This is a genomic window from Gordonia sp. NPDC062954 (genome assembly GCF_044543825.1).
In the GTDB taxonomy this organism is placed as follows: domain Bacteria; phylum Actinomycetota; class Actinomycetes; order Mycobacteriales; family Mycobacteriaceae; genus Gordonia; species Gordonia tangerina.
Genome location: NZ_JBITWL010000027.1, coordinates 38765 through 65694 on the forward strand (window position 1 = coordinate 38765; position 26930 = coordinate 65694).

General features: G+C 65.4%; 25 protein-coding genes, 1 pseudogene and 1 CRISPR repeat array (1 of these 27 cut by a window edge). Of the genes and pseudogenes, 9 read left to right on the forward strand and 17 right to left on the reverse strand.

Annotation, left to right across the window (positions count from 1 at the left end; genetic code table 11):
- Positions 1 to 494: a CRISPR direct-repeat array (repeat unit 37 nt; unit sequence GTCACGAAGTACGTCTCGCTGAAGTGCGAATTGAAAC) (it extends 131 nt beyond the left edge of the window).
- 93 nt (positions 495 to 587) lie between these two features.
- Together ACIGKQ_RS21175 and ACIGKQ_RS21180 are read right to left on the reverse strand one after the other, a co-directional pair.
- Positions 588 to 2300 carry a plasmid pRiA4b ORF-3 family protein gene (locus ACIGKQ_RS21175; protein ID WP_396574876.1) on the reverse strand — a complete coding sequence of 571 codons (1713 nt, stop codon included), beginning with the start codon at positions 2298 to 2300 and terminating at the stop codon, positions 588 to 590.
- A gap of 40 nt (positions 2301 to 2340) precedes the next feature.
- A pseudogene (locus ACIGKQ_RS21180) lies at positions 2341 to 2848 on the reverse strand (cation:dicarboxylate symporter family transporter); the annotation flags it as partial.
- Here ACIGKQ_RS21180 and ACIGKQ_RS21185 point away from each other — a divergent pair.
- The 4 genes from ACIGKQ_RS21185 (at position 2826) to ACIGKQ_RS21200 (ending at position 5027) form a co-directional block, all read left to right on the forward strand.
- Entirely contained in the window at positions 2826 to 3032 is a 207-nt protein-coding gene (locus ACIGKQ_RS21185; RefSeq protein WP_396574893.1) for a hypothetical protein, read from the forward strand. The pseudogene ACIGKQ_RS21180 and the gene ACIGKQ_RS21185 sit on opposite strands and share 23 nt — an antisense overlap.
- A 399-nt stretch (positions 3033 to 3431) precedes the next feature.
- Positions 3432 to 3743 carry a GlsB/YeaQ/YmgE family stress response membrane protein gene (locus tag ACIGKQ_RS21190; protein WP_396574877.1) on the forward strand — a complete coding sequence of 104 codons (312 nt, stop codon included), beginning with the start codon at positions 3432 to 3434 and terminating at the stop codon, positions 3741 to 3743.
- Positions 3744 to 3843: 100 nt separating this feature from the next.
- A complete protein-coding gene (locus tag ACIGKQ_RS21195) occupies positions 3844 to 4674 on the forward strand; it encodes a PE-PPE domain-containing protein (protein WP_396574878.1) in 831 nt (276 codons plus the stop codon).
- Positions 4675 to 4814: 140 nt separating this feature from the next.
- The gene (locus tag ACIGKQ_RS21200; RefSeq protein ID WP_396574879.1) at positions 4815 to 5027 is read left to right on the forward strand and encodes a dodecin; all 213 of its coding nucleotides are present in this window, start codon (positions 4815 to 4817) and stop codon (positions 5025 to 5027) included.
- 39 nt (positions 5028 to 5066) lie between these two features.
- Here ACIGKQ_RS21200 and ACIGKQ_RS21205 read toward each other — a convergent pair whose 3' ends face one another.
- Positions 5067 to 7031 carry an FUSC family protein gene (locus tag ACIGKQ_RS21205; protein ID WP_396574880.1) on the reverse strand — a complete coding sequence of 655 codons (1965 nt, stop codon included), beginning with the start codon at positions 7029 to 7031 and terminating at the stop codon, positions 5067 to 5069.
- 30 nt (positions 7032 to 7061) lie between these two features.
- Complete coding sequence (locus tag ACIGKQ_RS21210; RefSeq protein ID WP_372475416.1) at positions 7062 to 8249, reverse strand: alpha/beta hydrolase family protein; 1188 nt, start codon at positions 8247 to 8249, stop codon at positions 7062 to 7064.
- Between the two features lie 265 nt (positions 8250 to 8514).
- Here ACIGKQ_RS21210 and ACIGKQ_RS21215 point away from each other — a divergent pair, with 265 nt between their 5' ends.
- The 5 genes from ACIGKQ_RS21215 (at position 8515) to ACIGKQ_RS21235 (ending at position 12796) form a co-directional block, all read left to right on the forward strand.
- The gene (locus ACIGKQ_RS21215) at positions 8515 to 8889 is read left to right on the forward strand and encodes a PLD nuclease N-terminal domain-containing protein (RefSeq protein WP_235725953.1); all 375 of its coding nucleotides are present in this window, start codon (positions 8515 to 8517) and stop codon (positions 8887 to 8889) included.
- Positions 8890 to 8961: 72 nt separating this feature from the next.
- The gene (locus tag ACIGKQ_RS21220; RefSeq protein WP_396574881.1) at positions 8962 to 9801 is read left to right on the forward strand and encodes an ABC transporter ATP-binding protein; all 840 of its coding nucleotides are present in this window, start codon (positions 8962 to 8964) and stop codon (positions 9799 to 9801) included.
- Between the two features lie 2 nt (positions 9802 to 9803).
- Positions 9804 to 10988 carry an ABC transporter permease gene (locus ACIGKQ_RS21225; protein WP_396574882.1) on the forward strand — a complete coding sequence of 395 codons (1185 nt, stop codon included), beginning with the start codon at positions 9804 to 9806 and terminating at the stop codon, positions 10986 to 10988.
- A gap of 102 nt (positions 10989 to 11090) precedes the next feature.
- Positions 11091 to 11450: a PadR family transcriptional regulator gene (locus ACIGKQ_RS21230; protein ID WP_235725950.1), complete on the forward strand. Its 360-nt coding sequence runs from the start codon at positions 11091 to 11093 to the stop codon at positions 11448 to 11450.
- Positions 11450 to 12796, forward strand: a complete 1347-nt coding sequence (locus tag ACIGKQ_RS21235) for a permease prefix domain 1-containing protein (RefSeq protein WP_396574883.1) — start codon at positions 11450 to 11452, stop codon at positions 12794 to 12796. The genes ACIGKQ_RS21230 and ACIGKQ_RS21235 overlap by 1 nt, the downstream gene beginning before the upstream one ends.
- Before the next feature lie 38 nt (positions 12797 to 12834).
- Here ACIGKQ_RS21235 and ACIGKQ_RS21240 read toward each other — a convergent pair whose 3' ends face one another.
- The 13 genes from ACIGKQ_RS21240 to ACIGKQ_RS21300 all read right to left on the reverse strand — a co-directional run bounded on the left by ACIGKQ_RS21240 (position 12835) and on the right by ACIGKQ_RS21300 (position 26894).
- Complete coding sequence (locus ACIGKQ_RS21240) at positions 12835 to 13068, reverse strand: hypothetical protein (RefSeq protein WP_396574884.1); 234 nt, start codon at positions 13066 to 13068, stop codon at positions 12835 to 12837.
- Positions 13069 to 13401: 333 nt separating this feature from the next.
- A complete protein-coding gene (locus tag ACIGKQ_RS21245) occupies positions 13402 to 13851 on the reverse strand; it encodes a hypothetical protein (RefSeq protein WP_396574885.1) in 450 nt (149 codons plus the stop codon).
- A 158-nt stretch (positions 13852 to 14009) separates the two neighbouring features.
- The gene (locus tag ACIGKQ_RS21250; protein ID WP_396574886.1) at positions 14010 to 15533 is read right to left on the reverse strand and encodes a hypothetical protein; all 1524 of its coding nucleotides are present in this window, start codon (positions 15531 to 15533) and stop codon (positions 14010 to 14012) included.
- A 271-nt stretch (positions 15534 to 15804) separates the two neighbouring features.
- Entirely contained in the window at positions 15805 to 17226 is a 1422-nt protein-coding gene (locus ACIGKQ_RS21255) for an ABC transporter ATP-binding protein (RefSeq protein WP_396574887.1), read from the reverse strand.
- Positions 17223 to 18041, reverse strand: coding sequence for an ABC transporter permease (locus ACIGKQ_RS21260; RefSeq protein WP_396574888.1), 819 nt, complete (start codon positions 18039 to 18041; stop codon positions 17223 to 17225). Before ACIGKQ_RS21260 ends, ACIGKQ_RS21255 begins: the two co-directional genes overlap by 4 nt.
- Positions 18042 to 18046: 5 nt before the next feature.
- On the reverse strand, positions 18047 to 18997 hold the full coding sequence (locus tag ACIGKQ_RS21265) for an ABC transporter permease (protein ID WP_396574889.1): 951 nt from the start codon (positions 18995 to 18997) through the stop codon (positions 18047 to 18049).
- The gene (locus ACIGKQ_RS21270; RefSeq protein WP_396574890.1) at positions 18994 to 20574 is read right to left on the reverse strand and encodes an ABC transporter substrate-binding protein; all 1581 of its coding nucleotides are present in this window, start codon (positions 20572 to 20574) and stop codon (positions 18994 to 18996) included. The genes ACIGKQ_RS21265 and ACIGKQ_RS21270 overlap by 4 nt, the downstream gene beginning before the upstream one ends.
- 46 nt (positions 20575 to 20620) lie before the next feature.
- Positions 20621 to 21454, reverse strand: coding sequence for a bifunctional 2-polyprenyl-6-hydroxyphenol methylase/3-demethylubiquinol 3-O-methyltransferase UbiG (locus ACIGKQ_RS21275; RefSeq protein WP_287015234.1), 834 nt, complete (start codon positions 21452 to 21454; stop codon positions 20621 to 20623).
- Entirely contained in the window at positions 21451 to 22701 is a 1251-nt protein-coding gene (locus tag ACIGKQ_RS21280; RefSeq protein WP_287015235.1) for an MFS transporter, read from the reverse strand. Before ACIGKQ_RS21280 ends, ACIGKQ_RS21275 begins: the two co-directional genes overlap by 4 nt.
- Entirely contained in the window at positions 22698 to 23726 is a 1029-nt protein-coding gene (locus tag ACIGKQ_RS21285) for a dipeptide epimerase (RefSeq protein WP_396574891.1), read from the reverse strand. The genes ACIGKQ_RS21280 and ACIGKQ_RS21285 overlap by 4 nt, the downstream gene beginning before the upstream one ends.
- On the reverse strand, positions 23723 to 24829 hold the full coding sequence (locus tag ACIGKQ_RS21290) for a PLP-dependent cysteine synthase family protein (RefSeq protein ID WP_396574892.1): 1107 nt from the start codon (positions 24827 to 24829) through the stop codon (positions 23723 to 23725). The genes ACIGKQ_RS21285 and ACIGKQ_RS21290 overlap by 4 nt, the downstream gene beginning before the upstream one ends.
- A complete protein-coding gene (locus ACIGKQ_RS21295; RefSeq protein ID WP_287015238.1) occupies positions 24826 to 25647 on the reverse strand; it encodes a Rossmann-like domain-containing protein in 822 nt (273 codons plus the stop codon). Before ACIGKQ_RS21295 ends, ACIGKQ_RS21290 begins: the two co-directional genes overlap by 4 nt.
- Entirely contained in the window at positions 25647 to 26894 is a 1248-nt protein-coding gene (locus ACIGKQ_RS21300; RefSeq protein WP_287015239.1) for an ATP-grasp domain-containing protein, read from the reverse strand. The genes ACIGKQ_RS21295 and ACIGKQ_RS21300 overlap by 1 nt, the downstream gene beginning before the upstream one ends.
- Positions 26895 to 26930 lie beyond the last annotated feature (36 nt).

The following is a 26930-nucleotide window of genomic DNA, read 5'->3' on the forward strand; positions in this document are numbered from 1 at the left end:
ACATGATCGGAGTGATGTCACGAAGTACGTCTCGCTGAAGTGCGAATTGAAACTAGAACCACGCCGTGTCCAGCTGATACCGCAACTGTCACGAAGTACGTCTCGCTGAAGTGCGAATTGAAACGGCCAGTAGGCTGCATCCGAAGATGATGCAGACAATCGGCGTCACGAAGTACGTCTCGCTGAAGTGCGAATTGAAACGTAGTATCCGTCACGCCAGCCGCCAACGACGACCTCCCCGTCACGAAGTACGTCTCGCTGAAGTGCGAATTGAAACGAGGTCATACTTGCCCTCAAACCGACAAACCTTCGGTCACGAAGTACGTCTCGCTGAAGTGCGAATTGAAACATGCCAGCCGCGACCGCCCGCTCCAGAGCATCCCCGTCACGAAGTACGTCTCGCTGAAGTGCGAATTGAAACAAGTACTCTGGTCCGGTCGAGTTCGAAATAAAATCGGTCACGAAGTACGTCTCGCTAAAGTGCGCAGTGCGCAGTGCAGTATGCGACGCGGGCGCCAAGCGTGGAAGCAGCCATGTTGGCGCCCGCTTCTGATCGAAACGCGCGGTCTTCGTGAGATCAGGTCCCCCTAAAACAACCGCCGCAGTTGCCGATTCACCGCCGCGAGGTCAAACGCAGTGGGATCGAACGATTGTCCCGGCGCCAAGCCTGCCCACGAGCGTCGTTCGGCGTGGTCGGGGTGGCGCGGGTCGCTGACCGCAGCAACGAAGTCTTCCCACCCGGGCGGACCGCCGACGTCCTCGAGCGGCGCCATCCCCGCTCCATCGAGGACCTCTGGATGTCGCTCGTCGGGAGCTGGCTTGATGTCGGACACGGTGATCAGGTGCGACCACCCGTCGCCGAAATCGTACTCGTAGATCATCTGCGCGCCGGGCGCTCGGAGGATGTCGCCGACCATGACGTCGTACTCGCTGTGCAGATCACCGCGACCGTCGCCGGTCAGCGCGCGCTCGTCCATCCACCGTCGGCCACCGGCGATGAATTGGTGCAGATGACTGTTCTCCCAGTCGAACACGGTCTGCAGGACGTCGTGGAACTCGGTCAGCGTGGTGAGGGAATTGACGACGAGCAGCCGCCACACCGGCGGGCTCACCCCGTCGAGCTCGATCCGCACATGCAGGTCACCATCGATGGGGGCGTCGGTGAACAGGGCGTCGTCGTTGGCCGCCTGCATCTGGCCCAGTTGCGGTATCGCGGGCAGCACAGCCGGCCGGAGCGCCTCGGGCACCACGTAGGTGTCGGCTTCGAGCGTCAGCCATCCCTCCTCGATGCACGAGGCCAGCCGGGCGTGCAGCGCACGCACGAGCACTTCGCTGTATCCCAGCTTCTCTACCCAGCCGTCGATGTCGGCGCGCGTGTTGGCGTAGTTCGTGCAGCCGGCCATGATGATGGCAGCCAGACTCTCGTAGAACTGTGCGGAGAACTCGGTGTCGACGTCTTCGGGGAACATGCTGTCGATCCAGTTGGTCAATGCGTTGCGAGGAGCCTGCACCGGCGCGGCTTCCCACTCCGCTGCACTCACCACCGGCGTCGCCCGCACCGTATTCACCTTGATCAGCCCCATTGCCTGCGCATAGAGCCACAGGTGCCGGAGAGGTGCGAAATTGCTCATGGAGGTGCGGCCGGCCGGCATCTCGAGGCCGAGCGCTTGGGCGAGTTCACGGGCGGCTGCCGGTTTGAGCCACCGATTCGGCGTGGTGGGACGGCCGTCGCCCAGCCAGCCCAGCAGCACCGTGATCCGTGCCAACGGTTCGGTGGCCATCAGTGCCGCTCGTTCGGCGTCCTCGTCGACGGGTCCGATCTCGGTGGTGCCCATCATCAGCCCGACCGCCGCGGGGAGTCGATCCTGGGCGAACGCGGGCGCATCGGGGTCACCGGCCCACCGGCCGTGCTCCGTCAAGAACCTCGACAACGTCATGCCCGCGTAGGCGATCACCCGCGCCTGGTCGACCGGGATCGATTCTTTCTCGATCATGAACTCCAGGAAACTGCCCATGGCCTCGACGTCGTCCATCGTCCATGCGGTGGCGTCGAACTCCGGATGCACGCCTGCCACCGCCTGCAAGAGGATCTCGAGCTGTGCGGTGAACCCGTCGACGGACACCTCGTCGGCGGAGAAGAGCTCGGTCGACACCCACTCCTGGAATCCGGCCGGGATCAGCGAGGATGGCGTCGTCATGGACTGCGGGAACAGCGGGACGACGTTGGATTCGCCGCGCGATGCCCGCTTGGCCTTGCGGCGATCGCGGTTCTGCTGCTTGCTCGACCTGTTCTTCGACATCACATCGCAGGGTAGTCCGTCAATCGGCCGCATCAGCACGAGCGAACGTCTCGCTGTATCCCCCGATGTCGACGGTGTTGCGCAGCACCGTCGGGAACGTGACCGCAGAACTGGTGGTGGTGACCGCAATCGCGGTCTGTTCACCGAGTTTCGACGGCAACTTCCACGGACTCAGCTTGTCCGGAGAGTCACCACCACCACGAACAGTGCGAACAGGATGAGCACACCGAGCAGGGTGGTGCCGCGATATTTCATCGCGGTCGTCACCACAGACAGGCCGACATCACCGGTCAGCGACGCCAGCAGACAGAACACACCGATCGGTGCGATGTACATGACGAGTCGGATCATCGTCAGCACGATCTGCTGGATCTGATCGATAACGACAGCACAGTGTCATCGCCGGTTTTGGTGATGTGTTGGCGCAGTGCGACACCGAACAACAACGAGAAGCCGATCATCCACTTGAATGTGCGGAACGCGATCCGGCCGGTCCCCGAACCCGTCATCGATCCGGTGGCGACGATGACCGACGCCATCACCACAGGTCGAGGTGAGACGTTAGATGCGTACAACTACACCGGCGTTGCCGACGAGTTTCGTACCGGTAAGGGTGGGTTTGTGATGGTCATCGACGTGGCGTGCGCCACCTGTGGACGGGAATCATCAACACAGGTGGCACACCGGCATAGCACGAATGTGCTCCACGTGACGGTTGAGCGGGCCGGCTAAGCGAAGAGCATGCCGAAGGTCAGCATGGCGCTCGCGCCGAACGACGCGCTGATGAACACAGCAGCCCGTGCATGATCGATCACTGAATCAACCGACTGCACAACATCGCTGGTCGCCGCGGGCTCGTGTGGTGTTGACATGGTCATGTTTCCCCTCGTTACGCCCCGAACTCGTTCACAACGCTAAGGGTGTGACCGATCGTCATCTAGGTCGGCGTCGACATCGTGGCACATTCGCGACCCAGATAACTATTCGATAACGGCCATCGCGATCTCGTGCGTTGCCCGCATTCCCGAGCGAAGGCCGCTTGGTTTCGACCGTCCGTTCCCGGGGTATTCGAACTCGCTTTGCCGAGCATAGCGACGGTGCCGAGAGGCATCAACGACAGAGAGGTCAACAGTGAGCGCGTCAGACGTGGTGTACACAGTGGTGGCGGAACGATCAACGACGACTACAGCGGTCGGCTGGATCGGCTACATCATCATCGGCGGTATCGCCGGATGGCTGGCCAGCAAGATCATGGGAACCGATGCCCAGATGGGCATCGTGCTCAACGTGGTGGTCGGGATCATCGGCGCGTTTCTGGGCGGGTTCCTGCTCAGCTTCGCCTTCGACACCGCCAGCGGCGGATGGTGGTTCACCTTCTTCACCGCGCTGCTCGGTTCGGTGATTTTGTTGTTCCTGGTCAAGTTGGTGACCGGTAGACGCTGAGCTCTCACATTGGGCGAAATCCGGAGCTTCGGCGTGTCACTCGGCCGAATCGAGTTCACTCGGGAGGCAAGTACGTAACTCCCGTAGGAAGCGAGTGCCCATGACACGCATCCTGGCCGGCGTCTTCGCCGTTATTGTCGCTGTTGCACTGCCGGTCGCGGTGCCCGGTACCGCACACGCGGCACCGGGGCCCGGCGGTGCCACGGTTTTGACACTGGACCCGGCCTTTCGCGACCTGCCGATGAACTGGCTACGCGGAGAGCTCTTCCGCGCCCCGAATGTCGTGGCGAACGTTCCGTACAACAACTTTCCGGGCGCCACCAACACTCACCGCGGACGCGACAAACTCAACGAGATGCTGCATTCGATTCCCGGCCGCAAGATCGTCGTCGGTCACAGCCAGGGCGCGCAGGTGCAAGACGACTGGCTACGCACATACGGCCCGACCAGCGACATCGATCCCAGAACCGTCATGTTCGTGCTCACCGGCGATCTCGAACACAAGTACAACGGCTGCGCCAACCAAGGCGGATGCAGCGCAGATTACGGCGGCAACAACTTTCCCGACGACACCCGCTACACGGTGAAAGTGGTGTCCCGTCAATATGACTACTGGGCCGACGCACCCAACCGGTCACTGATGAACGACACCGCACGGCGCAACCGCAACGCCGCCAACGTCGTCGGCGGAGAAGGCCAATTGCGGCCCGTCCACAACGATTACAGCATGATCGGGCTCAACGATCCGGCCAACAAGACGTTCACCGAGGGCAACGCCACCTACATCCTCGGCGCGCCGGCCACCTACTTCCTGCCGCTGGTCACCCGCCAATGGACCTCGCACGCCCGCAAAGTCGCCGACGACGCCCGGCTGCGCCCTGAGGTCGAGCGCGCCTACGACCGCCCGATGGGCACTCTGCCGGCCCCTTAGTGGGTGCTTCGCCGGGGGCTGCGGGCGTCGCTGGGTTTGAATCCCATCCGACCGGGCAAACCTCTATGCGCGCAAGGACGTAGGGCGATCCGTCATGCACGGATCGTCCTACGCCAACCATCGACATCATGGAGGATCCGATGAGTGACAATGTGTATCGCGTGACCGAGATCGTCGGTTCGTCGACGACCAGCATCGACGACGCAATCAAAGGCGCCATCGCCCGCGCCGGCGCGACGCTGGAGCACGTGGAACGGTTCGAGGCGGTCGAGACCCGTGGCCACGTCGAAAACGGTCAGGTCGCACACTTCCAGGTGACCTTGAAGGTCGGGTTCCGTCTCAACGAGGCCTGACCTCCTGGTGCACCGGTTCCCGGTCTTTCATGATCGGTTTCATCGGGATTCTTCGCCGTCGCGGTCTCCGTCGTGATGCAATGTGGCGCGAAGCGTGTTCACGCCGGCGGCGACTGCACTCAATCGATCGTCGGTGACCTCGACGGGGTCCGGAGAGTCTCCGCGTCCGAGCTGGAGAATGACCGCGGCCACCACACCGGCACCTGCTGGATTCGGTGGTGCGTCTGCGTTCACGCGATCGTCGGCATAGGCGGATACCGCATCGGCAAGCCTGCTGGTCGCCGCGATCGCCGGAATCCACGCTCGTGCGACGGTTTCTGCGGGCGGAGGCTCGGACAACGCGCGCTGCATCCGGATGTCGAGATCTGACAGCGCGCGATAGGCGGTCCGCCGGGCGGAAACCAACGCGGTGTGACGTTCGGATGCCGCGCGGCCATCCTCCGGGATCGGGGTGGCTGCGGTGGTGAGGAACGCAGCGATCCTCTCAGTCGCGGTGGCGAAGGTCGCCGCGACCCACGCCTGTCGACTGTGCGGCCAGATCAGGTATCCGAACACGAGCACGATGGCCCCACCCAGGACGGTGGCCGCGATACGCTGCCAGGCGTCGTTCACCGACTCCGTACCCGGACTGATGAGATCGATCAGCAGGATCACCACAGGTGTGATCGCCACGGCCTGCAGCGCGTAAGACCGCAACATCAGATACGGAACAGCGGCGGCAAGCAGGCCGATCGCGATCCCGATGCCGAGACCTTTAGGGACGACCACGATGATGATGCTGGCGACCGCCGCGCCCGCGATGGTGCCCAGGACACGCAGGATTGCCCTCGAGAACACCGATCCGAAGTCCGGCTTCATCACCAAGCACACCGTCAGCGGCACCCAAAACCAATGGGTCGACGGAAAATACAACTTGGCGGCCACCGCGATGCCGAAACAGAGCGCGAGCCGGCCGGCGGCCGCCACCACCTCGCCGCCAATGGCCGGAACAGTCACGGGGTGCCGTACCATCCGACCGTCGTGACCGTGGCGCACAGCCTCCGCCAGTTCGGTCATACTCTGCTCCAGCGGAGAGGGGTGCGGTGGTGGGCCGCCGGGAATGCTGGTCGCGCCTTCGGTCGCCGTCGTCGACGTCGCGTCCTTCTCTGCGCTGACGACCGTGGTCAGCGCGTCCAGCTGTCGAGCAACGGCGTCGACAGCGCTCACACTCCGCTCTCCGATCAACAGCGCCTCGACACGTTCGGCGTCGAAGATGACTGCGCTGGTCAGCCGCCACGTACGCGACGAATCGATGCCCGGAATCGTCAACTCCGCGATGCGCGTCACCGCGGTTCGGCGCGCGGACTGGCACGCCCCCATGGCCGCCCCGCACCGGTCGCCACCGTCGCGGAGGTCAGCGCTTCGGGCATGGGCCAGGCCCGCCAGGCTGTGCAGCATCTCCTGGAGGGCCAACCGCTGGGGCCGTCGCGGTGCGATCACCATTTCGACGGCCAACAGTGCCGCATAGATGATTCCGCCGACGAAATACAGTGCCAGCGGTATCCACCAATTGGAGATGCTCGAGACACCGATCGCGATCGACGCGATCACCAGAAACTGCATCCCGGCGACCGAGAATGCGGGCCCCAGACCGGCGATCAACCCGCATCCGAGAGCAAGAGCAACCATCACCAGGATCATCGCTGCCCACGGAATGTGCTGCAGGAAACCGAGAACGTATCCGGTGGCTGCGATCGGGGTGGAGATCAGAATGATCGCAAAGTTCAAGCGGTAGGTGCCCGCACGCTCGCCCGCTGCCAAGAGCAGCCCTGCCAAAGCGATCCACATCCCGGTGAGGACGTCGTCGATCAGCACGCCGACGATGAACGGGCCGCCGACGACGATACCGCTTCGAATCATGTGCCCCACCGGCATTGTGGCCGGCTTGAGACGGACCATCTCCCGAATCCACGCAGCCGGATGAGCTCGGGAGACGTCGGCTGTGACGGGAGTTCGCGAGCGCACGGTCACCTCCTCAGGGTGGCAAGCAGCCGATCACCGGAGAATACGAGCGACGAACGGCGTTGAGTCCGGCATGGATGCCAGGACCGCGCTCGAGTGATCGTCGTCGGGGTACACGCGGAGTTCGACCGGCTGATTGTTGGCTTTCATCTGCGCATACAGGGAGAGCGCCGACGGTGCCGGAACATCGGTGTCGCGCAAGCCCTGCCCGAGGAAGATCGGTCGGTCGTAACCCTTATAGGGCGTCGACATGTAGCGGTGGAGAGCCGGTACCAGGCCGGGAAGCGATGCCAAGGGGGCAGAGAACCAGGACGCGACGTGGTCCCCCGCCAGAGCATTCTTCAGGATGGGATAGCAGGTCTCCCGGCCTTCCGCGAGCCGCGCAACACCTTTCGGGGTCATGACCGAACTCACCCGCAGGTCGGGCCGAGCCTCGTCGAGGCCGGCGAGAATGTAGGCCGTATAGGCGTTCAGGCCACCCGGAAGAGCAAAGGGTGGGACCGCAGGACCCAGATTCTGATACAGGTACTCCAAGTTCGCCGGAATCCCAGTGGCCACCACACCTCGATAGTCCAGTTTCGAGCCGGCGCTGAACTCGGTGGCGTAGCGCGCGCCGTTCAATGCTGCAGCCGCGCCCTGGGATTGGCCGATGATCGCCCATCGTGGCGACAGCGGGAGATCCATCCGATGCGAGGCCATGACGGCATCGACGATTGCGTGGGCAGCCGTGACCCCGTTCAGATAGCTCATCAATCCCGGCGTACCCAGTCCCACGTAGTCCGCGGCAACGACTGCGTAACCCTGGTCGAGCCAATGGCCGAGGTAGGTGACGTCGCGGGCGCTCCGTGGAAACGCAGAAGGGGTGCACGCGTCGGCCATCCCGACCGTTCCGTGCGCCCACGAGATCACCGGCCATCCGCCAGCAGGTGCCGACCCCTTGGGAACGAACACCGCACCGGTACTGGTTGCCATCGCACCATGCTGATTCGGGGTCGAGAACTGGATGCGGTAGGCCTCGGCAGCCGCCGGCAGAGTCAGCGATTCGGCCAACGGGACCTGCGCGATCAGTGTCCCCGACCGCCCGGGTATGGGGCCTGAGTAGTCGGTGACGTCGAGCCCCGACCAGTTCGGCGTACCCACCGACACGTCGTCGTCGCCCCGGGCATCACCTGATGTGCCTGCACTGGCGGCCACTGCCAACAGCACTGCCAGCACAACGATCCAGAATCGTGACCTCGCGTTCACTCTCACGGGTCGGGACAGTAGCCGGTTGCGTCTCGAGCGGTGGCCACTGATGAGACTTCCGCGGAGATCTGTCAGCAATCTGCAGGCAACTGGCACGTTTCTTGCGTCGCGAGTTCCCATCTGTGCGTGCTCCAACGCAATCACGTCGCATGAGGTGTGGCACGGGATCGGTGTAACCATTGCCGCACAAGCAACGATGTGAAGGTCGGTGCTGTCCGGGACGTGAAGGAGGAGCGCGCCGATGCCGTATCTCGGCTTGATCTACCTGGTGATCCTCGTGATCGCGCTGATCGACATCATCAACACCGACGACGCGTGCGTCCGCGGCCTACCGAAACTGGCGTGGGTGGCACTCGTGGTGATCATCCCCCTTGTCGGCGCCTTGCTGTGGTTGGCGTTCGGCCGCCCGGCCGCCGATGAGTTCTCCCGCCGTGCTCGTGCCGGAGGCGCCAGCGAGTTCCCCGAATACGACACTCCCGGTCGCTACATTCCGGCCGACCCAGAGGCCGATCGCGAGTTCCTCCAGCAACTGCGCGACCGCGCCGAGCAGCAACGACAGGCCGCGCGAGAACAAGAGCGCCAGAAGCGAGAGCGCAATGACCCACCTCACGACTGACGTGGTCGGCGACCGGAACGTGACGGGTGCGATGACGACCGATCACGCCGCGCGCCCGACGGTGTCCCGCCCATGACATTGACTGCGAACGGCCTCAGCCGGACGTTTGGGCGCCACGTCGCGGTGGCGGGCGCTGACGTCTCGGTGTCAACGGGGTCGATCACCGGGCTGGTCGGGCCGAACGGCGCCGGCAAGACCACTCTGCTGCTCATGCTCGCAGGGTTACTGCGGCCCGATTCGGGCACGATCACCGTCGACGGGACCGAGATCGACGCGCCGCGGCTGCGGTCGATGGTCGGATGGATGCCCGACGTGTTCGGCACCTGGGACAGCCTGACCGCCGGCGAGATCCTGACCACCTTCGGTCGACTGCACGGGCTCTCCCGTGCCGACGCGCGACGTCGGGCCGTCGAACTGCTGGAGTTGGTGCACCTGGCCGAGTTCGCTGACCGGCCCGCCCACGAGCTGTCGCGCGGGCAGAAGCAGCGCTTGGGGTTTGCGCGCACCCTTGTGCATCGTCCGCGCGTACTGCTGCTGGACGAGCCGGCCTCCGGGATGGATCCGCGATCCCGGGTGGAGCTGCGTGATCAGCTGCGCTCGCTGGCCGATTCCGGTTGCGCCGTATTGATCTCGTCGCACATCCTCACCGAGCTGTCGGAGATGGTCGACGACGTGATCATCATGACCGAAGGCCGCACCCGCCCCTCCGAACTGTCGGCGGGACATCGCTGGCGCATCCGAGAGGCGGGGCAGCCCGCAGCGTCGGCGACCACCATGCGCTTCGCCGACGAACAGGTCGCCGCTCAACATCTGACCGAACTGATCACTGCGGGCCGACAGGTCGTCGAATTCGCCCGCGTCGAAACCGAACTCGAGGACGCCTACCTGGCACTCGACGCCGACAGGACGTGACGATGACTGCAACCAGTGAGACGATGCCGACTGCCGGCCCGCCGACGCCGCGCTCCCGACGGTTCCGGCAGTGGTGGACGGTCGTCAGCGTCCTCGTCGGCCTCGAGGTGCGCCAACGGGTACGCACCACCCGCTGGAAGATCACCCTGACGGTGGCGTTCCTAGTCATCTCCGCGGTGGTGTTCGGCTCGATGTTCATCGCGCTGAGCCCGGCGGGCGCCGCCTACCGCGACTGGGCGCAGAACCTGTACACGATCGTGCTGGGCACCCTGCTGTTTCTGGGAATCGTGCTGGCACCCACGTTGACCGCGACCGCGATCAACGGTGACCGCAAGGACGCCACCCTCGCCGTGGTGCAGGCCACCGCGATCAGCAACTGGCAACTCGCCGTGGGCAAACTGATCGGCAACTGGGTGAGCTGTCTGGCGTTGCTGATGGTCGCGCTACCGTATCTGGTGTGGGCGATCGTGGCGGCGCCCTATGGCATCGGACCGGGCATCGTCGGCGTTGTCGTCTGCGCCCTGTTATTCGCCTGCTATTGCGGTATCGGACTGGGGTTCTCGGCGCTGACCTCGCGCCCGGCCGGGTCGGCGGTGTTGACTCAGGCGACAGTGTTCTTTCTGCTGCTGGGACTTCCGGCACTGTTCGGGCTGCTCTACACCACCACTGCACAGGAGCATGAGGTGGTTCGCGCACAGTATTCGTGGCCGGACGAATTTTCCGAACCGGTCCGGACTCCCCCGCCCTGCGCGGATGTCGAGGTGACGGAGACCTTCCATCACACCGAACGCATCTGGTGGCTGCTCGCGCCGAACCCGGCGTTGATCGTGCCCGATATCGTTGCTCCGCACGACAATCCGCAGGTATATGGCTGGGCGTCGGACACCTCCCCGGCCGGCCCGACCCTCGCCGCGCCGGTCGCGGAGATGCTGTCGTCGACGCGCATGGGCCCCTACGTCGATGCACCGAAGTGCGCCGAGCAGACCGTCTACTACAGCAGCTCCGGCGACAACGGGCCGAGCGCGTTCTATCGCGATCAGCGTGCGCACCAGCACGCCCGCGTCGGCGACAGCTGGTATATCGGGCTGCTCATCAACGTCGCGTTCGGCGGGATCGGGTTGATCATTGCGGCGCGACGCCTGCGGGTGCCGGCCGGAAGATTGCCCAAGGGTGTACGCATTGCCTGACGCGCGTATGACCGATGGATATGTGACCTCCTGGATCGAAATGATCGCGTGACGCTCTATACCTAGAGCTGCTACCCTAGCTGCTCTAGGTATAGGAGCTGGATGTTCATCGACAAGGATCTCGTGGCCGCCTCGGCAACCCCGCTGGTGTTGGGGATTCTCGCCGACGGCGAATCTTATGGTTACGCGATTCTGAAACGGGTCAACGAACTCTCCGGCGGCCAGTTGCAGTGGACCGACGGGATGTTGTATCCGTTGCTGCATCGCCTGGAGAGGCTGGGACTGGTGTCGTCGTCGTGGGGTGTCTCGGAGACGGGGCGTCGGCGCAAGCACTATGCGATCAGCCCCGCCGGCCTCGAGATGTTGGCGCAACGTCGTGCCCAGTGGGATGTCGTCGCCGATGCGCTGGATCAGGTGTGGCGCAGTATTGCGCTGCCACCGCCCGCTGAAGGGAGGGCCTGATGGACGCCGGCGCAGAATTGGAATCGCAGATCGGACAGTGGCGCGGGTTCGTCGAACGCCACCAGGCCATATCCGCGGCCGACGTCGATGAGATGGAAGACCATCTGCGCAATCAGATCTCAGACTTGTCGGCAAGCGGCCTGATGGATGACGAGGCGTTCCTGGTGGCGGTCAAACGGATGGGCGACGTCGACTCGATCTCGCGAGAGTTCGCCCGAGAGCATTCCGATCGGCTCTGGAAGCAACTCGTGCTCATGCCCGAGACCGACCGTCCCGGCGATCACCCGGCCCGTCGTGACCTGGTCGCGACGATCGGATTCGCCATCGTCGCCGGAGTTGCCGTCAAGATCGGGTCGACGATCCTGCCCGAGAACGACTTCGCCCGTAACGTCGGCCTTTTCGTGCTGCCGTTCCTCACCGGGTACTTCGCGTGGAAGCGACAGATGAGAGCGCGCACCGCGGCGGCGCTCCTGTTGCCGTTCGCCGTGGCGGCAGTCGTCTTGAACGTGTACCCCTTTGCCGAGGGCGACGCCACGGAGATCATCGCGGCACTGCATGCCCCGATCGCTCTGTGGTTCGTCGTCGGCGTCGCGTATGTCGGCGGTGAATGGCGATCCGACCGCCGGCGGATGGATTTCATCCGCTTCACCGGCGAATGGTTGGTCTATCTGGCCCTGCTCGGCCTCGGCGGCGGGGTGCTGATCGCCCTCACGATCCAGGCGTTCGACGCCCTCGGCATGGATGTCGAATGGGTGGTCGAAGGCTGGATACTGCCGTTCGGCGCGGCCGGCGCGATGATCATTGCGGCCTGGCTGGTAGAGGCGAAACAAGCTGTCGTGGAGAACATCGCGCCCGTCCTGACGCGTGTCTTCACCCCGCTGACGACGGTCATGCTGTTGGTGCTGCTGGTCGCGCTCGCGGTGCGAGGCAGCGTGGTCGACGCCGACCGTGATCTGCTGATTCTGATGGACGCCATCCTGGTGCTCGTCTTCGGCCTACTGCTGTACGCCATCTCGGCCCGCGATCCCCTGCTGCCGCCGGATGTGTTCGACCGTCTGGTATGTGCCCTGGTCGCCAGTGCACTCGCGGTCGATGCGCTCATGCTGGCGGTGATGCTGACCAGGATCACGCAATCGGGTGTCACCCCGAACAAGGTGGTCGGCTTGGGCATGAATGCGGTGCTGCTGGTCAACCTGGTCTGGTCTGCGTGGCTGCTTGTCGGCTTCCTCCGCGGCCGGGTGGGATTCAGCGCGCTGGAACGCTGGCAGACGCGGTATCTGCCGGTCTTCGGGATCTGGGCGGCGCTGGTGGTGGTGGTCCTACCCCCGATCTTCGGTTTCAACTGACCGGTCGGAGCATGCGCCACCTCGACGCACCCCACAGTTCAGGGCACGATGATCGGCGCTGATCCGTCACCGAGCCGCAGTACCCCGAAGTGCCGATGGTCAAGTGTTGCAATCATTCTGGTCTGATAAACCTCGGCCAGCACGATGTTGGATGCATCGGCGATGCCGATCGGGACGTCGGAGTACCGCTCGACAACGGCAGTCGCCGCCGCCAGTCGATCGCGTGGCATCGCGGCGAGCTCCCACGCCCCCGAGGCCAGCTCAGCGAGCACCAGTCGTTCAGCGCGCGAGCCGTGCCGTGTCGACTGTGTTCTGGTGTTTGCTATCACTTACCGAACCCATCGAGAAGCTCACCCACTCGGTCAGCGGCGGGTTCACTCCCGGTGAAGAGCGCACCACGCGGACGAACGGTGTTGCGACTGAGAGCATCGCGGAGCGTTTGGCGCACGACTTCGGCCTCAGGAATCGCCCGGCGACGTGCCTCGAGCTCAATCGCTCGTTTCAAGTCGTCCGGAAGATACAGGGACATCCTCGCCATGCCACTTATGATATGGCCGGTGGCGCCTCCTAGCGGGATCACATAAGTACGTTTGCCTCGGTCGCTACTACAGGGTGTGATCGCCAGACGTCGATCGCACTTCGGCATCTGCGGCGACGCCATGACCGAATGTCTCACAACGCCAGCTCGATGGGCGCCACAGCACACAGAGCGTGACGACGTTGAGCACCAGCATCCCGACGTAGGGCACAGCGAAGACGAGCAGTTCGGGCACGGTGAGTGTCGCCGCCCAGCTCACGTCGTCGTACGGTTGCGGGTCGAACGTAGGCCGCCCGACGCCGGCGATCGCGAACGACCACACTGCGGAAATCCACAGCAGCCCGGCTGTCGCGACCACCCGACCGAGGCGGGGTAGCTCGGTCACCGCCAAGACTCCCAACACTGTGACCGGAATCGCCGGCAGGTAGAACATCGTTCCGAAGATCATCACCAACATCCAGTTGGCCGCCACGTCCAGCGCGGATGACGGATTGGCGTGCTCGTTGAGCACTGCCATGATCGCGAACACGACGATGCAAAGCAGGAGGGGCGCAAGAACCGAACACCACGCCCACCGCCTGATCGAGTGCATGACTCCGATGCTGCCACGACGGAACCGCCACTCGAAGGCAAAATCCGTGCTGAGAGCGCAGGCGCGTCGACGCAGTATCCGATTCACTCGTCGGCTCGTTCCCGACCGGTCGCGGGTGGGATCGACTCGGTGATCATCGCTGACACATCGATGGGCACCGGCTGCGCCGTCGAGTGACGATGAGCTCGAAAGAGCCGTTTGCGGTCGCAGATCCAGATATTCGGACCATCCGCAGCGACCGACCGGGGCTTGTCGACGGACCAGCTGACGTGTGGCGTCAGGGCGGCGGCGTCGAGGATGGTCAACCGCGGCTCTCTGGGCAGCGTCCTGTTCAGGTCGTCCGGCGGCGGCAGCGGCCACCATTGCGTGGCCAGATCATCGGAGTCTCGTCGTGCACGAAACGTCTCGATCCACACGTCGTCATCGACCCCGCCGCCCGTGATGGGCTCTTTGGGTAGGCGATCGGCCGGGCCGAGCGTCAGGTCGTCGTTGACGATCGCCGCCTGCCCGCGGCCGTAGAGGATGCGTAGCGGTGTACCGGCTAAGACCGGCCACGCATGCCGCCCCAACTGCTCGAGGACCGGTCCGACGCTCACCTCCCCCGAGGTGCTGACCCGCACCAGCCGCAACTGTGTGGAGCCTGCCCGGGACAGCAGCACGAAGTCGCCGGTGTGGCGGTCAACGCCCGGGAAGCCGATGGTCTCCGAGTCGGGAAGGTCGACGGGCAGCGGTGGTCGGTCCGGTGCGTAGAGCGTCCACCCCCGGGTCGCGTGGTGAGCGAGGAGCGTCTCGCCGCTGACCGCTGCAATGGCGGCACCGACGTCGGCGACTCGGTACGCTCCCTCCCCGGCGGTGATGCGGTACACCGCTGGTGGCTCCGTCGCCCAACAGCCTGTGGGAGTGGCATATACGCGGCGAAAGTCGGCGGGCAGTCCCGGAAGCACGTATTCGACAGCGTCGTTGGCCCGGGTGTCGATGCGGGCGACCACCGGCAGCTCGGTGTCGGAGACCCACACCGTCAAATCGCCGGCAACGGAGACGTGACCGGGCACGACACGTGGGCGAACGGGCGGCGGTGCAACGTCATCGAGGTCGAGGTCGATCAGGATCGCGGTGTCCCGGTAGCTCATGCCGGAAGCGGTGGCAGTGACATCGTCTCCATGAAAGTGCGGGGCGCGCTGGACGTCTCGGTAGTGGGCCGGTGCCCCGCCGATGACCTCCCACGAGTCGTCGACGGGCCGATAGGCCTCGGAGATGATGCGCACGCGGGTGATGCGGCCGCGCACGCGCCCCGGGTTGTCGACGTTCAAGGCCGACGTGAAGTAGCCGGTCAGCTCGACAGGTCCGGTCAGCGGTCGCGTGCCATGCCAAGTGGCGGTCCAGCCGTCGCCGCGCAGTAGACCTTGCCACATCCAATAGGACACAGCGGATTCGTGATCGTGGTGCTCGAACGGCCCTCGGTCCTCGAGTTCGAGCACGCCACGCACCGTCATGACCTCGGCGTCACGCACACGACGGTTGACGAACGCCGACCCGACTTCGACGAAGCCAACCGGAAAATCGGTGACCGCTCCAACCCGGGGAGGTGCGAGCGCTCCGTCGCCCACGGACATCTCAACGACGCGCACCAACAAACGACGGGGGCGCCTCATGCGCCTTTCTGCAGACTCAGCATGTGGACACGGTAGCACCGAAGTCACGCGGCCGCGTCTGCCCGCTCGGGTGGCGCCGGCGGTCGGTCGGACCCGAGGCACAGCACCCACTCGACCGAAAACGACGCCCAGTCAACGAGAAACGGCGCCCAGTCAACGGAATCTGGCGCCCAGTCGACGGGAAACGGCGCACAGTCAACGGGAACGCACCGCGAAGGGTCTGTCGTCACGCGCGCTGCCCCGGGTGGTCGAGGTCAACGACGCGGTCGGCGACCTGCGCGACAGCCTTCTGGTCGTGCGTAATGATCAGCAGTGACCGGCCCTCGTCGCGGGTGAGTCGGGACATCACATGCAGTACTTGGCGCTGAGACTCGGGGTCCAATCCGGTGGTCACCTCATCGCAGATCAACACCGAGGGGTCGGCGGCCAGGGCACGCGCGATCGCGGCCCGCTGCGCCTCACCACCGGACAGCGTGCCCGGACGGCTGTCGGCCAGAGCCCGACTGAGCGCGACCTGCTCGATGGCACGCAACGCCGCGGCCTGCGCCTGCGCACGGCCGGCCGAGCGCAGCCGCACGGGCGACCGCACGATCTGATCCCACACCGAGCGATAGGGATCGAACGCAGCCTTCGCGTCCTGGAAAACGTAGCCGATCGCGGCAGCATCGGCTTGGGATCGGCGGCTCACCACATCCGGCAAGGGCCGTCCGTCGAGCAGCACCCGCCCTGCCGACGGTGCATGCAGTCCCGCCAACACTCGTGCGGCCGTTGATTTCCCCGACCCGCTTGCGCCCACCAGCGCGACACACTCGCCGGGTTCGACGCGCAGGGAGAAATCCTGCAGGACCGGATGACTCCGATACCCGGCGCTGATGCCCTCCAGCGCCAACCGCGCAACCCCTGCGTCGATGACGTCGCAAGCGGCGATCCGGTGACGTTGCCGACCGCTGCTCTCGCCGCGTCCCGTTGGCTGTCGGCCCGCAACCGCGACGATCCGTCCGTGCTCCATGGTGATGACGTGTGATGCCACCCGCCGCACCGCGTCATGATCGTGGGTGAGCAGCAGCACGGGCAGTCCACGACCGGAGAGGCGTTCGATCTCGGTGAGTACCCCGTCTCGACGTGCCGGATCCTGACCGGTGGTCGGTTCGTCCATCACTAGGCAGTCCGGTGCGGTGAGCAGGGCCAGTGCGATCACCAGACGTTGCTGCTGGCCACCGGAGAGTTGATGCGGATGACGACGTAGCATCGCCGGATCGTCGGAGAAGCCGGCTCGCCGCAGTGCGTCACCCACTGACACGTCCGCGCCTCGACGCCGTGCCGCCTGCTCGACGTCGCGCAGTACGGTTCCGATCCGCAGTGCCGGATTGAGTATTGCCGAGGGATGTTGCGGCACATAGCCGAAGTGCAGCTGCGCGGCGCTTCTTTCACGCCAACTGAGCTGCACACCCGGCCGAGGCTCACCCATCAGGGCCATCGCGGTCGTCGTCTTGCCGCTCCCCGATGCGCCGACCAGAGCGGTGACCCCGTCGGCGGGGATGTCGAGATCGATATCGTCGACGATCGCCCGTTGCGCAGTGCGCGCGGTGAGTCCGCGAATCGAGACGAGAGTCGCTGCCACCGGAGTTGGTCCGGTCACCTGAGTCATGCCGATACCCCCGCGAGGGTTCCATTGCGCGTCTGCTGTCGGGTCAACGAATCGCACAGCAGGTTCACGCCCACCGCCATCGCGATGATGAGTGCAGCGGGAACCAGAACCCCCCACGGCACCAGCGCAATCCCGCCTCGATTGCGATCCACCATGACCGCCCAGTCGGTGCCCGCGGCATCAGCGGTGAGACCGAGAAAACTGGCCGATGCGACCAGATAGATGGCTCCCACGAATCTGAGTCCGGCATCGGCGGCGATGATCGGGACCAGGGTGCGACCCAGATAGCCGATCATCCTGCGCCACCACGACTCCCGTTGCAGAATCAGCGCAGCCATGGCGGGGGTGTGCACTGCACGAAGGGCAGATGCGCGGATCAGTCGGGCCGCATCCGGAAACAACAACAGGGCAACGGTGACCGTCAGCACCACAGTGCTGGCTCCCGACATGGCGACCACGATCAGCAGCAGCATGATCGACGGCAACGACAGCAGCACGTCGAGCGGACGCATCATCATCTCATCGATGAGCCGATGCCGGGAGGCGGCCGCGGTGATCGCCCACGGCACCGCGACGGCGTAGGTCAGCACCACCGCGATCACCGCAATCACCACCAGCGAGCGCCCACCCAACAGGACCTGCGACAGCACATCGCGACCTTCCACGTCGGTGCCCAGCAGCCAGTTCTCGCCCTGAGTGAAGGCCGGGCCACGCTCACCGGGCTCGGCCACCAGCGGACCGGCGAGCGCCACCAACAGCGGTATACCTGCGAGCGTGGCGCCGAGGATCAGTGCAAGTCGATGATGTCGTCGCACAGGACTCACAGTGCTTCTCCGGCCGCCGGATTCAGCTGATAGGCAACGATGTCGGCGACGGTGTTCACCACCACCGTGATCACCGCGAACAGACACACCACCCCCATGAGCAACGGCAGATCGCGGCTGCTGACGGCGTCCACCAACACCTCGCCGAGGCCGCCGATGGCGAAGACGGCCTCGACGATCACCACACCGCCCAGCATCCAATCGGCGATCCGCGCGACATGCTGGGTCGCCGGCGTCAGCGACCCGGGCAGTGCGTGGCGCCAGATGACCCGACGCGTCGAGATACCCAGACGCAGCGAATGTTCGATGTACTCCGAGTCCAGGGTGGTGGCCATCGATGCGCGCACCAACCGCGACAACGAGCACACCGGACGCACCATCAGGACGATGACCGGCAGTACGAGCAGTTCGGGTTGGTCGAGTAGCGAGTCTCCGGCGCCGACCGCGGTAGGGGGAAACCATCCCAGGCCCACCGCGAACACCGAAATGAGCACGATCGCCACGGCGAACTCCGGAGCCGCGTACAACGCCACCGTGGTACCGGTGATGGTGCGATCCAGCCGCCGGCCGCGATGCGTGGCGGCCACCACGCCGATCGCGATGGCCGCAGGGACGGTCAGCGCCATCGCGAGAACCGCGAGCGTCACCGTGGGCCCCAGGGCGTCGGCGAGAATCGCGGTCACCGGGCGCCCAGAGCCCGCCGAGGTTCCGAGATCCCCCTGCAGAAGACCACCGGCCCAATCACCGAACTGGGTGAGCAGGGGCCGGTCGAGACCGAGGTTCTGTCGCAGCGCGGCGATACGGTCGGGATCGGGATCGTCGGCAGCAATGGCCACGGCCGCGTCGCCGGGCAACGCGGAGGCGACCACGAACACACAGCCCACCACCGCCGCGGTCTGCACCACACCCACCGTCAGACGGACGCCCGCGTAGCGGGCGATGTTCATGCGAGCCAGGCCTTGTCGAATCGCGCGTACCCGAGTGTGTTGGTCGGCGCATTCTGTGGCATCCCGCGCAGGTTGGGCGCCATGCCGTGCTGGGCGTCGGAGAAGCCCCACACCAGCAACCCGCCTTCGGTGTAGAGCTGGCTCTGCATGTCCTGATAGGCGCGGTCACGCGTGGCGTCATCGGTGGTCTGACTGGCCGTGGCATACAAGGAGTCGAACTCCGGGCGCCGCCACTGCGTGTAGTTCTTTGTCGACTCGGTGAGCATGCGCTGTTCGATGTGGCTGCCGATGGGCATCGCACCGGACCGGAAGCTCGACAGGACACCCTCATCGAGAGTCCTCGACCAGAACGTCGATCCCTCACCGACGACCACGTTGATGTTCAGGTCCACCTGTGCGGCCTGCTCGGCGAGAATGTTGGCCGCCTCAACGAAGCCGTTGGTCGACGACGTCGTCTGCAGGTCGATGGTGGTGTTGCGCGCACCGGCCCGTCGGATGAGGTCCCGGGCCAGATCGAGATCCTGTTCGCGCTGCGGCAGATCGTCGGCATAGTATTCGAACCCTTTGCCGAACAAGTCATTTCCGACCGTCCCGGTCTCACCGAGGATCGTGGATACGAGTTGGTTGCGGTCGACGAGCGCGAACATCGCCTGCCGCAGTTCGAGGCTGTCGAACGGGGGGCGGTCGACTTTCATCGCGAATGCCGACATCGAACTGTGCGGCGAGATGAGGATCTCGACGCGATCGTCACCGGCGTACGTGCGAGCCGAGGTGACGCTGAGATCGTCGGCGTAGTGCACCTGCCCGCCGAGCAGCGCATTGATACGTGCGGTTTCGTCCGAAGCGGTGAGGATCTCCAACTCGTCAACGTATGCTGCGCCGTCCCAGTGGTCGTCGAATCGGGTGGTGACCAGCGAGCGTCCGGGAGCAAAGGAGACGAAGGAGAATGCACCGGTGCCGACCGGTGTAGCGAAGTCGGTGGTGCCCTCGGGGATGATGTACGCACCGAATGCCGACAGCACCGTGGTGATCTCCCCGCAGGGTTGCGTACAGACCAGTTCGACTGTTCGGTCGTCGATCGCACGAGACCTGGGAACGTCGAGGACCGCGAGTGCTGCGGCGGGTCGCAGCGCGTTCTTCGGGTCGACGATGCGGCTGTAGGAGTAGAGGACATCGGCTGCGCGAACCGGTCGACCGTCATGGAACCTGGCGTCGCGCAGGCGAATCGTCCAGACGGTGGCGTCGGCGTTGGGTTGCCACTCGGCCGCCAGGCGCGGAACCGGAGACAGGTCGTCGCCGAGTTCGACGAGCTTGTCGTACATCGCATTCGACCGCGCGACGTCGACGTAGAGGTTGGACTTGTGGGGGTCGAGAACCTCGTCGGCGCCACCGCCGTTGAAGACGGCCTGAAGTCTGCCGCCGGTCCGAGGAGCCTGGCCGGACGTCGGTGACGAGCTGCTGTCGGTGCCGCATGCGCCCAGCAGCACTGCCCCCGCGGCGGCGGCGCCGAGGCCGAGGAACGATCGGCGGGTGAACGGAGCCGAGATCGCGCGCCGTGCAGAATCCGAATGCTTCATGAATGCCTTTCCTGGTGGGTAGGACGCGGACGGTGCATCGCCGCGCTCATGTGATCGCCTCCGCCACGATGTGCAGGCGGTCCCCGGCCAACGCGGTGCCACCTCGGGCGGGCAATCGTGGCGGATGTGCGGGCCATCCGCCGTCGACTCGGGGTCCCGGAGCGTCAAACATGGTGCGGATGGTGTAGCCGGCGCGCGACAGGTGACCGGCGATCTCCAGCGGAAACAGCAACCGCCACGCCGAGAACTGAACGACGGGTTCGTCATCGGCGCCGTGCCACACCCGACGCCGGCGCAACAGCTGCGAACCGTGGTCGATCCACAATGTGGTGTCGGCGCGCCATCTCTGCCCGGCGGCTTGCACACTGAACTGCGTCGGATGGTCCATGAGGTCGGAGTTCCCCAGGAAGTAGGCGCCGTTACGCATTTCGAGGATCAGGAGTCCGCCGGGCCGCGTATGGGAGCGGCAACGGTCGAGGCAGGCACGCAGGTCATCATCGGTATGGCAATACAGCAGCGAGCTGTCCAGACAGGTGATCGCATCGAAACCTCGAGGTGCCACGTCGAATTCGCGCATGTCCGCCTCGACGAAGCGCACGTCGCGGTGCCTCGAGCGGGCGTACCGCACCATTTCGGCAGAGCAATCGAGTCCGGTGCAGCGGTACCCGAGGCCGCTGAGATAGCCCATGTCGCGTCCGGTTCCGCAACCGATGTCCAACACCGCGGGCGGATATTCCGCATCTGGCGGTGTCGAGGTCGTCAGGTGGGTCCGCATCACGTCGTGCAGGAACCTCCCGGCCGAGTGGTCGTGGTCGGGAAACCTGAGCTCGTACAGTTCCGGGTTGTCCGTCAAGAAGTTGCGTGTCGACTGCGTTGTCATGACACCACCCCCGCGGGCCGGGCCAACAACCCTCGGCGATGCAGTGTCCACACGGCCACCGCCGATCCGAAACCGAGTGCCGCACAGATGACGAGTCCTGGCCAGCCGGACCCCGTGTCGATACCACGGCCGATCGCGATATTGCCGACAGTCGCAGCAATCCCGGAGACGAGGTAGAACATCCCGAAGAGCGTCCCGGACACGCTGGATGACGCGTAGGCCGGTATCAACTCGAGAACGAACGGTTGCGCCACCATGATCCCGGCCTCCAACACCAATGCCGAGGCGATCACCACGACCATCGCCGCGATGCGAGCAGCGACGCTGCCGGCCGACGACCACAGCACCGGCAGTAGGACCAGGAAAGCGGCACCCATCAACGCCAATCCGGCGGTGATGGCGGATCCGCGTGGGGTTCTGTTCGCGAACCAACGAGTCAGCCGCACCTGACACACGAGACTGAAGACCGTCGTACTCAGGAACACCACGGCCACGGCGCCACCCCAGTCGGTGATGCGTTGCGCGAAGACGGGATAGACCAGATACATCTGCGTCTGCAGTGCGAACATGCCGAGCATCGCGAAGGTGAACAACATGAATCGTCGGTTCGACAGCACCTCGCCCCAACCGCCCAGGACGGTGGTCTCCGACGGCGCCACCGGGTGCGGCGGCAGGAACCGGGCCTGCGCGATGGTCAGCGCGGCGAAGACGACGGCGGCAGCCACTGCGGCGACGCGGAAATCCACGAGCAGCAAGGCGCTGCCGATCAGCGGGCCGGACAGTGCGCCGGCCTGGGCGAAGACATTGAACACGGCGAAGGCCTCGGCCCGTCGATCCGGTTCGGCGACAGCGATGTAGGACCGAACCGCCGGGTTGAACAGGGCGCCGGCGAGACCGGAGAGAATCGAGGCGAGCGCGAGCAGCGGCACCGATGTCCCGAAGGCGAACACCGCGAAGCCCACCGAACGCAGTGCGCAGCCCGCGATGATGACTCGATGCGGCCCGAGCCGGTCGGCGGCGGTACCGCCGATCAGAAACATTCCCTGTTGACTGAACGTCCGCACACCGAGAATGAGGCCGGTGACCGCCAGGGACAGACCAAGATCGTCGGTCAGGTGCATCGCCAGATAGGGCACCAGCATGTAGAAACCGGTGTTCACGCCGTACTGGTTGATCACGAGCAGTTGGACCGACCGCGGGAAACTCCGCAGCAGGCTCAGCGTGCCGGCGCTTCGGGTCGGACTCATGGGCATCGCCCCGTCGCGGTCGGATACACCCCGAGGCCGGCCGTGCCGTCAGGCCGAAGCCATCCATCGGTTCCGCCCAAGCCTGTCCACGGGTCGTGGTCCAGCAGAAGATGGCCGTCAAGGTCGCACCATCGCGCGAGCCCTGCCAACTGCGCGGCCGGAGCGATGCTCAACGAGCTACTCGCGAGACAACCGAGCATCACGTCGAGACCTCGCTCGTGGGCGCCGACGGCCAACTCGACGGCGCTGGTCAACCCGCCACATTTGGACAGCTTGATGTTCACCGCGGAGGACAGTCCCACCAGGTCGTCGAGCCCCTCGGGACCATGGATGGATTCGTCGGCGATCACCGGGATGGCGGTGCTGTTCAGCAGTTCCCGCTGCCCTCGGTGGTCGATGGCGGCGAGTGGCTGTTCCAGTGCCACCAGCCCGACGTCTGCGCATTCGGACAGTACGGTGAGTGCCGTCGACACCGTCCACGCTTCGTTGGGGTCCGCGATGAGGTCGACGTCGCCAACAGTGTCGGCGATGGTGGTGAGGCGCTCGATGCTCAGGCGCGCATCGTCGTCGAGCTTCACCTTGAGAGTCCGGAATCCCCGGTGACGCGCTTCGCGGGCGGCATCCGCCATCGCCGTCGGCGAGTCGATTCCGAGAGTTCGGAGGATGGGTATCGCTCTCGGCGCGGTGAGCCCGAATGTCGCTGCAACCGTGTGATTTTGCTGACGCGCGTGCAGGTCGGTGCGCGCTGTGGTGACGGCGGCACATACGGCGGGCGACACCTCAACGACGGTCCGCCACGTCATCGGATCGTCGTCGAGGTGATCACGAACATAATGCAGCTCGGTGTCGATGCGTCGCAGATCCAGATCGGCATAGCGGGAGGTGACGACCTCGCCATATCCAGTGAGCTCGGAGTCGGGGTCGCAGGCGACGACAGTCACGGCGCCTCGCTCGGCCATCGCCCCGCGGCTGATCCGGAACGGCTCGCGCAACCGGAGCGTGGTCGACGTCCATTCGAGAGTCATGTCACCGCCGCCTTTCCTGGTTGTGTCACGCCTGCGGGAGCGCTCGCCGATCCGTGGGCGGGTGCTGATACCGGCACACGTACCGAGCAGCATCGGGTCCAACAGTCGGTCGGGTCGTGGCAGTCGTCGATCTCGTGGGGTGAGCGGCGCGGTGGCCCCAGCAGGCCGCGCCGGTTGCACCACTCGTCGTCGAAGATGTTGTGCAGGTAGCGTTCCGGTCCATCCGGGAAGATGGTCACCACTGTGCCCGGCCAGCGTGCCGCGGCCCAGCCGCTGACGAGTGCGACGGCACCGGTCGACCAGCCTCCGGTGTGGAATCCGTCGCGCGCCAGCGCCCGACAGGCGTGCACAGCCTCGCATGGGCCCACCCAGTGCACCTCGTCGAACAGTTCGTAGCCGACGTTGCCGGGATGCAGGCTGCTGCCCAGGCCGCGCATCATCCGCGCGGTGCCGGGTTGGCCGAAGATCGTCGATCCCACCGCGTCGACGCCGATGAGTCGCAGGTGTGGCCACATTTCGCGCAGTCGGCGGCCGACACCGTTGCTGTGCCCGCCGGTGCCGACGCTGCAGACGAGCACCTCGGCGCGCTCGATCCCCCGGGCGCCGAGGTCTGTCATGATCTCGTCGGCCAGGCCCAGGTAGCCGCGGGCGTTGTCGGGGTTGTCGTACTGGTTGGGCCAGTATGGCTTCTGCGGACCATTCCGGATCTCGTGCACGATGTCCAGACGCGCCTGCTGCCACCCACCCGTGGGGTGGGGACGGTCGACCACCACCAGGGTGGTCCCCAGCGCGGTGAGCAGGTTCCGCATCGCCGGTTCCAGTTCACGGTCCACCACCAGGGTCAGCGGATGGCCCAGTCGCTGGGCAACATAGGCGAGCCCGATTCCCAACGTTCCGCTGGTGGACTCCACGATGGCGGCACCGTCTGCGAGGTCGCCGCGGCTGCGCGCGCCCATGACCATGGACACTGCCGATCTGGCCTTGAGGCCCCCGACCGCGAGGGCCTCGATCTTCGCGTAGTAGCCCGGATGGTCGCGGGGTACCGGTGTGGCGATATGCGCGAGTGGGCTGCAGCCGATCGTCAGAAGGCCGTCGGTGCTCATCGCGGATTCTCCCCGGGATACAGGTACATCTCGCCGCCGTCGCCGGTCAGCCAGAAGAAGGGGTAGGGTTCGGCCGACAACGAATGGACCGCTCCCCCGAGCAACTCCCTGGCCACGGCGCTGCCGCTCTGCGCGAAAACAGTGATCGGTGTTCCCGCAGACGTCGCAGCATCGCACAGCGTGCCGAAGGTGCCGTTGCCCAACATCATTCCCGTGGCCAGCACCGCATCGCAGGTCGGCAACGCCGAGGTGAAGTCGGTGACGATCGGTTCATCCCACTCCGTCCGTCCCCCTCTGAGATCGCACGCGACATAATGCACACCACGTTCTCGGAGGCACGCGAGCAACGAGTTGACCACGCCGACAACCAGGACCCGCTCGCCCGGAACCACCGGGACGAGTCCGGTCACGTGGCGGGCGCGCCGCATCGATCGGAACAGCGAATCGCCCGACGGCAGAGGTAACGCTACGCATCGAGAATCGTCGCGGTGCGGACACGTGTGTGCGAGGTAGGCGTCGAGGACTGCGATTCGGACGGCGCGCGATTCGTGACGGAGGAGCCGCTGGACCGAAGCTCCTGCGCAGTCGAGGACCGTCCCGGGGTCGAGGCTGCCGGGTTCGATCGAGCACGAGCCGACCGCCGTGCCCACCCGGACGCTGAGGACCTGATTCCGGTACTGCTGGTTCCGGCCGGCATGCTGTGCGGCCTGATCGGTGATGAACGCGACCGCTACCGACAGGTCTGCCGGCGGAGCCGAAGCCGGTTCGGTGCAATACTTCTCCATCAACGCATCAACGCAGTGGAGCTTTGCCGGCATCACGCGCGTGTGTCCGCGATGGTCACCTCGAGTCCGGCCAGGAGATCATCGGCCACCCGACGCGCCGCACCCGGCTCGTCGGCGAGGGCGATGATGTTGCCGAGGTAGGAGTTGTTGTTCGCCCCCGATGCGGTGACATGTCCGGGCTCTTTGAAGGTCGCCGACACCACAGCCGGATGGTCGGTGATGGCGTCGGCCCCGTGCAACGACGTCAGCGTGCCCGCCTGGTGTGGCACGAGCATGCTCACCGCCGCGCTGCGTGAACTCGAACGGTGTGCTGAACACACCGAACCGCCCGTCGACGACGGGTCGCGGCCGAGTGCGAGTTCGACTGCTACGGAGGGTAAGTCGATTCGGTCGACGTAGCGAATCAGCTCGGTGATCTGGTTACCGGCCGGTCGTGGATTGATCTCGATGATCCTGGGCCCGTCGCCGGTGAGCCGCAGTTCGGTGTGCACCACCACGTCGTCGAGGCCCAGCGCGGCGATGGCCTGCTCGGCTGTCACGATGAGAGCCGAGCGGTCCTCGGGACTCAGGTGCGCCGGGAACATGTGCCCGGTCTCCACGAACCCCGAGTCTCCGCCGAGGCTCTTGTCGGTGACTCCGAGCGAATGAACCCGGCCTCGATGTACCCAGCTCTCCACGCTGAACTCCGGTCCGTCCAGGAACTGCTCCAGCAGGACGACGGGTTCTCGTTTCTGGCCGCGTGCATTGATGTCGAAGCTGCGCAACTGCGCCACCGCTGCTGCGACGTCGGTCCAGGAGTCGGCTCGCCGCACGAACATTCCGGCGCACAGGTCAGTCGGCTTGACCACCAGGGGGTAACCGATCTCGTCGGCTGCCGCACGCAGAAGAACTTCGTCGTCCAGACCCACGGTCCGGTGACGGGGCCCGACGAGACCCGCGTGATCGAGAGTTACGCGGGTGCGCGCCTTGTCGCAGGCGTCGGCGATCGAGTCCGGGCTGGGGCCGGCCAGCCCCAGTGCGGACGAGATATGTGCGGCGAGGGGCAGGTAGTAGTCGCATGCGGTGAGCACACCGTCGATCCGCAGGTCGGCGTCGATCTCGCGTGCCGCCCGCAACCCGTCGGCAAGATCATTGGTGTCTGCCGTGACCACGGCGCGTCCCGCGAGTAGCGGGTGCATCTCCTCGGGCGGCTGTTGGCGCGCGTAGTGCTCGGGCGCGCGGGTGAGGAAGGTGAACTCCACGCCCAGCTGCTCGATCGCACGCGGCAGGAGCGTCCCCATGGACCCCACCCAGCTTTCCACCAGGAGCAGATGTGG